Raw genomic sequence first — 5,065 nt, forward strand, 5'->3', positions numbered from 1 at the left:
CTCGCCCGCCAGGGTCGCGCGGCGCACCGCGATCTGCGACAGCGCCGCGTCCACACCGGACAGGTCGGTGGCCAGCTGCTCGATCAGGCCCGTGAGCTCGGCGATCCGGCCCGCGCGGGCGCGTTGGCGCGCGACCTCGCCGATGTAGGTGGGCGTCTTCTTGGACCAGCGGCCGTGGGCGTTGCCGACGCGCCACGTCCCGTCCGTGCCGACCGCGGCGACGTGGCCGGTGGCGGTCTCCCCGAACGCGATGGTCTCCAGGAACTGGTAGCAGCGCTCGTCCTCGGTGACGAGCACGTCCAGCAGCGACCGGCCGGGAGCGGGGCCGGCGAGCAGCGGTTCGGCGAAGCGGTCCTGGTCGGAGAGGCCGAACGAGTTGCCCGGCGTGATCCACGCGTCGAGCAGGCCCGAGGCTTCCAGGGCCGCCTCGACCGCGGCGCACACGTCCGGTGGCGTGCCTTGGCGGAAGGTGACCAGACGCCACAGAGGGGCCCCCGCGGCATACGTCCGGTAGTCGGCGTCGCGCGTGTACGGCGCCGGTGGCGGCACGTCGACCTGGTTGGCGAGCTTCTCGCGGATGGAGCGGTACTGCGAGAGCTGGCCGTTCAACGCCGTGCGCGTCTCGTGCAGCCGTGCCTCGATGGCGCTGAACTCCTCGCGGGCGAGGGCAGCGGCCTCCACGATCTCGCTGTGGTCGGTCACGCGCAGCTCGGAGCAGCCGTGCGCCCACGTCTCGAAGTCCGCGCCGAACTTCGCAAACGCTTGCTCGAACGTGTACTGGGCGGCGATCTCGGCGTCGAGAGCGAGGTCGAGCTCCTCGCGGGTCTCTTCCAGCCGTTGCCGCGCGGCGTCGCGTGCGTCGACTGCTCTCTCGTGGGCGGACACGGCGCTCAAGAGGGAGGTGATCTCGGCGGCGCGAGAATCCACAACGGCCGTGAGCAGCTCACGGCTCGCACGTGCGTCCGTGCCCGAGTCGATCTCCTCGAACACCGACGGCATGCCCGCGAGCTCGGCGGCCGCCCGCGCTTCCGCGGCCGAACGGCGCAGGTCGTCGGCACGAGCAGCGGCGTCGGCCTTGGTCTGCGACGCGTGTTCCTCGTCCGCGACGGCCCGTGCGCGCAGTTTGGCGGCGTGCGAAGTGGCCTCCGACGCGCGGAGGGTCGCCGCGGAGAGCTGCTGCCGCAACAGGTCGAGCTGCTTGCCCTCCTGGTACGCGGGCAGGTCGGAGATGCCGGAGATCTCCGCGTCGACCGCGCTCGCCTCCCGCGTCAGCGCCGCGAGCTGCTCGAACGCCTCGTCCGTCAGCGTGACCTGGCGCTGGAACCGCCGCTCGCTCATCCGCGCCGCACGCGTCATGTCCTCGAGGTGCTCGGACGAGGTCGACAGCGTGAAGGCCGCCGCACCCAGCACACGCTGCGCATAGGTGCGTTGCACGTCCGCGAGCTTCTCGGTGGCGGTGATCTCCTCGTCCAGCCGCCGCAGGTCCTCGCGCTGGCGGTCGAGGCGCTCGAAGCCCTCGGCGATCTCCGTCAGGTCGGACTGGTCCAGCGGCGGAAGGGCCTTGGACAGCAACGACGACAGCACGCTCGGGTCGAGCCGCTCGGACAGCTTCGGCGTGCGCAGCTGGAGCAGAGCGGTGATCAATGAGTCGTAGCGCTGCTCGGTCAGACCGGGGAACAACGTCGTGCGCACCGCATGCCGGTAGTCGGCCGGTGAGGCGTGCACGACACCGTGGTCGCCCATCGCCTCGGCGAGGTCCGTCTTCGTCAACGGCCGCCCGGCCTCGTTCACGAGGTTCAGGTCGCCGATCCGCATCGACGTCGTGAAGTACGTGGCCATGACGTTGGACGTGTTCGTGGTGGCCTGCAGCCGCGCACCGCACGTGAACCACTCGTCGTCGCCCTGCTGGAACTCCAGCCACACGTACCCCACGCGCGTGCTGCCCTGGCTGCCCTCGCCCATGAGGTTCCAGTGCATCGTGCGGTCCGCGCTGCCGAACGTCGACAGCCGGTGCGGACGCAGGTTCGCGTCGAGCAGGTACGGCAGCAGCAGTTCGAGCGCTTTCGACTTGCCCGTCCCGTTGGGACCTCTGAGCAGCAGTCTGCCCTGGTAGAACGAGAAGATCTCGTCGTAGTAGCGCCAGACGTTGATGATGCCGGCGCGGCTGGGTTGCCACCGCTCAGTCATTGAGCTCCTCGACCGCGTACCTGGCTGCCGCGGGCAGCCTGCGAACGGTGCCGTTCTCCGTGCGCGCGAGCCCGAACGCCTCGAGCAGCGCGAGCCCGTCCGCCGCCAGCCTGCCCGCACCGCCGTCCGACTGGTAGGCCTTGGCCCAGTTCCGGAACTTGGCGAGCAGCTCGCGTGCTTCTTCGACGAGGTCCTCGAACCGTGCGGGACCTCGTGCCAACCGGTCGAGCAACAACAACGCCGCGACCTTCGCGCTGCTGTCGTCGTCCGGAAATCTCGTGTCCGTGGCGATCGCGTCGGCGTCGACCACGAGAAACCCCTCGGCGCGTTCCTCCAGAGTGCAGCCCGCGAGCCCCACGCCCGTCTTGACGACCTTGCGGCCGGCCGGGGAGGTGAGGAACGCGAGCTGCGTGGCGGTCAGCTCGTCCTTGTAGACCACGGGGTCGTCGATCAACCGCCGCATCACGGAATGCCGTTGCCACAGGCTGCGGTGCGCGTTCTCGTACCGCGACTCGTGGGTCAGGTCCGCGATCCCGTCCACCGTGGACGGCGGATTCGGCGCGGCGAGCAGGCGGGTGATCAGCATCGGATCCGCGCGCACCTGCACCTCGTCGCTCTCCAGAGCGCCGTGCTCCTCGAGGAACGTCAGCACATCGGCCAATGCCGTCCTATCGGTGCGTCGGTTCAAGTCGAACGGTGGCAGCCCCTCCGCCGCGGCGGCCTGCTTCACGCGCGTCGTCAGTGCGTCCACCGTCGTAGTAGGAGTCGTCAGCAGTTCCGCACACACCAGGCACAGCAACGTGTAGCGCCGCCGGTCGAACAACGGACGCGTGCGGTCGGGCCGTTGCGTCGTCTTGAACAAACGCGCGTATCCGGCCCGTGGTTCGACGTGCACGCGCCAGCCGCAGTAGTAGTCGAACCACTTCATGATCGGTTCGCGGCGCCTTCGGACGAGGTCGAAGCCGTCGTGGTCGTAGACGGCCGTGAGCAGCGGCCGGGCGAGCAGCAGCCGCACGCCGCGTGCCACCTCTTCGCTCTCCAGCCGCGCCAGCTGGTTCCCGGTCCTGCTCATCGGCTCTGCACGTCGATCACGTAGTCGGGCCCGCTCAGCGTGCCCCTCTGGGTGGTGATCGTCGCCCAGCCGCGGGCGTTGCGGAGGTTGATCTGCATCTTGCCGTCCGTGGTGCCCGCCGTGCGCGTGCCGGTGCTGTCCGGGTCGCTGCCCAGGGCCCTGCCGACGAGGTCGATGAGCCGGTGGAACGTGTCGTGGTCGAGGCTGGTGAGCGTGGAGATCCGGACGGCGCCGTCGGTCTGGATCTGCGCCCAGGCGTGTTCGAGCTCGCGGCGTTCCCGCTCGGCCTGCTCGCGGCGGTTGCGGCGGACCTCCGCGACGTCGCGGACCTTGCCGGTGCTGCCGATGTGCTCCTGCTTGCCGGTCGCGCGCAGCTGCGGCGACACGGGCACCGGCGGCGTGTTGTGCCACGGCTCGCCGCTGGGCAGCAGCTCGCCGTCGGCGTGCGCGAGGTGGGCGTGCCGGGCGGACCACAGCCCGAACGCGGCGTTGAACAGCTCGTGCGCCTCGTCCTCGGTCTCGGTCCGCGCGAACCACCGGGCGAGGGCGCGGAAGTCGGCCGCGGTGTTCGCCGGCTTCTCGCGCTGCTCGCTGATGCGGTCGAGCACGCGCAGCAGCTGCACGATCGCCTTCCGCGCCACGTCCTGGAGCTCGTCGGCCCTCGCGAACCAGTCGCGCAGGTCCTTCCACCGCGCCGCCCGCTGCTGCGCCCACAGCTCGGCGTCCTGGTGGAGGTCGGCGCCGTTGCGCGCGCGTTCGTGGATCTTGACGACGTCCACGGCGGCGATCCTGTCGCGGATCTGCTGCTTACGCGCGTCCAGGTCGCCGACGAAGTCCCGCAGGTAGGTGATCGTCGTCCGCTTGACGTCCTGGAACGTGGCGAGGTCGGTCTGCTCGTCCCGCAGCAACCGTTGCAGGTCGGCGTTGAACCGCGTGGTGTTGGTCTGCAGCGCTTCGACGTGACCTTCGAGCTCCATCAACGCCGTGAACACGCGACGGTCGTCCTGCACGCTCTGCAGCTCGTCGAGCCGGTCCGCTATCGCGTCGAGCACGGCGGTCTGCAGAGAACCGCTGCCGCTCAACGTGACGAGTGCGTGCTGAATGCCCGCGAACGCCGCCTCACCGAGCCTCGTGAGGCCGTAGCGCTGCTGCGCCGAGTCGAGCAGGCCCCACTGACGCAGAGCAGTCAGCGACGCCGCCAGCTCGTCGTCCGTCACCTGCTCGGACCAGCCGGCCTCGCGGAGCCGCTGCTGCACGTCGTCGGCCGTGAGAGCGGTCTCCAGGCGCGCGTTCGCCACGCCGAACGCGCGCAGTACTGCTGTGTGCAGCTCCGCGTGGTCGGTCGTGGTGAAGCGGAACAGGTCCGCGGGCACCGGTGGGAACGTCGTCACCTGTGTCACCGTAGCTGGTGTCGGTACGTCCTTAGAGTGACACCGCTTCCGCCATCAGGACGCCGTGGCGTTCGGGAGGTCCTGCCACTCCGGGCGGGCGGCCCCCGACGCGCCGGAGTAACCTTCCGCAGTCGAACGAATGCGGAGTGTGGTCACGACATGAGCCGGTCCGGGAACGTCGCGGGTGTCCTGCTGCTCGCGCTCGCCGCGGGTGCCTGTGCGGGCCCGAACTCGCAGCCGGTCGGGCAGCCGGCGCTCGGGTTCGCCACGGAGGCCACCCCCGTCCCTGGGAAGTACCAGGCGGTGCCGACCTGCGCGCAGATCGGGCAACGGGTGCCGGGACTGCCGAAGTTCCGGAGCGGCAACGAGGCGCGTTCGCCGTTCTCGGACCTGCACACCGGGTGCGAGTTCCAGA

The 5,065-nt window shown here is 70.3% G+C and carries 3 protein-coding genes and 1 pseudogene; 1 reads left to right on the forward strand and 3 read right to left on the reverse strand.

The features are described 5' to 3' along the window. From VF330_RS20695 to VF330_RS20705, 3 genes and pseudogenes are all read right to left on the reverse strand, one after another. A pseudogene (locus tag VF330_RS20695) lies at positions 1-2,187 on the reverse strand (TIGR02680 family protein); the annotation flags it as partial. Continuing rightward, positions 2,180-3,259, reverse strand: a complete 1,080-nt coding sequence (locus VF330_RS20700) for a TIGR02678 family protein (RefSeq protein ID WP_330853281.1) — start codon at positions 3,257-3,259, stop codon at positions 2,180-2,182. The gene VF330_RS20700 and the pseudogene VF330_RS20695, both read right to left, overlap by 8 nt. Further along, positions 3,256-4,650 (reverse strand): TIGR02677 family protein, encoded by a 1,395-nt coding sequence (locus VF330_RS20705; protein WP_330853282.1) that lies wholly within the window; start codon positions 4,648-4,650, stop codon positions 3,256-3,258. The genes VF330_RS20700 and VF330_RS20705 overlap by 4 nt, the downstream gene beginning before the upstream one ends. Positions 4,651-4,809: 159 nt before the next feature. Between VF330_RS20705 and VF330_RS20710 the strand changes: the two genes are divergently transcribed. After that, positions 4,810-5,065, forward strand: a 256-nt coding sequence (locus VF330_RS20710; protein ID WP_330853283.1) for a hypothetical protein, incomplete at its 3' end; no start/stop codon positions are given.

Source organism: Lentzea sp., from assembly GCF_036380075.1.
Classification (GTDB): domain Bacteria; phylum Actinomycetota; class Actinomycetes; order Mycobacteriales; family Pseudonocardiaceae; genus Lentzea.

What these genes read in the sequence shown, in the direction of transcription:
- VF330_RS20700 (WP_330853281.1), bottom strand. Translation starts at nt 3,259, where the DNA reads ATGAGCAGGACCGGGAACCAGCTGGCGCGGCTGGAGAGCGAAGAGGTG.